The following is a 1,316-nucleotide window of genomic DNA, read 5'->3' as shown; positions in this document are numbered from 1 at the left end:
GCGGTTGCCCGCCTCTTCCAGTGCAGCCAGCCTCCCGCGCCGCCCACGGAGGAAACCGGGGTGACCTTCTGCTATCTGCTGGTCAACCCGCATGGTGGGATCCAGCGCGAGCGCCGGTTCCTGGGGCAGCAGTGCGAGCCGGTGTCCCCACAGCTTGCGCCGCGCGGCGGCATCCTGGAGCGGCGTGCGCTCCCCACCGAAGGAAACGAGTCCGTCAACCTGAAGAGAGCGGGGCAGGCTGCCCATCAGTGCGTGCGCCAGCAGCGATTTACCGCTGCCGCTTTCACCGACGAGCGTCACCGCCCGGCCGGGTTCGAGCAATAGCTGTGGCACATTGACCAGGGCGCGGCCCTGGTGCGTGACCCTTACATCGAGCAGTTCAATGGTCATCGGCGGACCTCCTGTGTGCGCAGCCCCAGCAGTCCCGCAAGGAGGAGCAGGAGCACCACAATCGGTGCAGCCACCATCCAGGGTGCCTCGTAGTAGAAGGGCAGTGATTCGGTGATGAGCAGTCCCAGCTCGGCCGTGGGCGGTTTCAGCCCTACCCCGACGTAGCTGAGGGTGGACATGGCAAGCACCGCGGTGGCCATGCCCAGAGAAGCCATGGTGAGGAGGACCGGCGCCAGCTCCGGCCACAGGTGGCGCCGCAGCACGTGGGTGGGCCCCAGGCCTCTTCCAGTGCAGCCAGCCTCCCGCGCCGCCCACGGAGGAAACCGGGGTGACCTTCTGCTATCTGCTGGTCAACCCGCATGGTGGGATCCAGCGCGAGCGCCGGTTCCTGGGGCAGCAGTGCGAGCCGGTGTCCCCACAGCTTGCGCCGCGCGGCGGCATCCTGGAGCGGCGTGCGCTCCCCACCGAAGGAAACGAGTCCGTCAACCTGAAGAGAGCGGGGCAGGCTGCCCATCAGTGCGTGCGCCAGCAGCGATTTACCGCTGCCGCTTTCACCGACGAGCGTCACCGCCCGGCCGGGTTCGAGCAATAGCTGTGGCACATTGACCAGGGCGCGGCCCTGGTGCGTGACCCTTACATCGAGCAGTTCAATGGTCATCGGCGGACCTCCTGTGTGCGCAGCCCCAGCAGTCCCGCAAGGAGGAGCAGGAGCACCACAATCGGTGCAGCCACCATCCAGGGTGCCTCGTAGTAGAAGGGCAGTGATTCGGTGATGAGCAGTCCCAGCTCGGCCGTGGGCGGTTTCAGCCCTACCCCGACGTAGCTGAGGGTGGACATGGCAAGCACCGCGGTGGCCATGCCCAGAGAAGCCATGGTGAGGAGGACCGGCGCCAGCTCCGGCCACAGGTGGCGCCGCAGCACGTGGG

The 1,316-nt window shown here is 67.5% G+C and carries 4 protein-coding genes; 1 reads left to right on the top strand and 3 read right to left on the bottom strand.

Annotation, left to right across the window (positions count from 1 at the left end; genetic code table 11):
• A partial coding sequence (locus X803_RS21400; RefSeq protein ID WP_035778083.1) for an ATP-binding cassette domain-containing protein occupies positions 1–390 on the bottom strand: 390 nt, incomplete at its 3' end.
• Positions 387–668, bottom strand: a complete 282-nt coding sequence (locus X803_RS0105790) for an ABC transporter permease subunit (RefSeq protein WP_084033452.1) — start codon at positions 666–668, stop codon at positions 387–389. The genes X803_RS0105790 and X803_RS21400, both read right to left, overlap by 4 nt.
• A 50-nt stretch (positions 669–718) precedes the next feature.
• Here X803_RS0105790 and X803_RS22705 point away from each other — a divergent pair, with 50 nt between their 5' ends.
• Positions 719–982 carry a hypothetical protein gene (locus tag X803_RS22705; protein ID WP_026544402.1) on the top strand — a complete coding sequence of 88 codons (264 nt, stop codon included), beginning with the start codon at positions 719–721 and terminating at the stop codon, positions 980–982.
• A gap of 62 nt (positions 983–1,044) precedes the next feature.
• On the opposite strand, the gene X803_RS22120 is transcribed toward X803_RS22705, so the two are convergent.
• The coding region (locus tag X803_RS22120) for an ABC transporter permease subunit (protein ID WP_035778082.1) at positions 1,045–1,316 on the bottom strand (272 nt) is incomplete at its 5' end.

The organism is Arthrobacter sp. 35/47, assembly GCF_000520475.1.
Lineage (GTDB): Bacteria > Actinomycetota > Actinomycetes > Actinomycetales > Micrococcaceae > Arthrobacter_D > Arthrobacter_D subterraneus.
The sequence above is the reverse complement of the archived record's forward strand: the minus strand, read 5'-3'. Positions and strand labels throughout refer to the sequence as shown.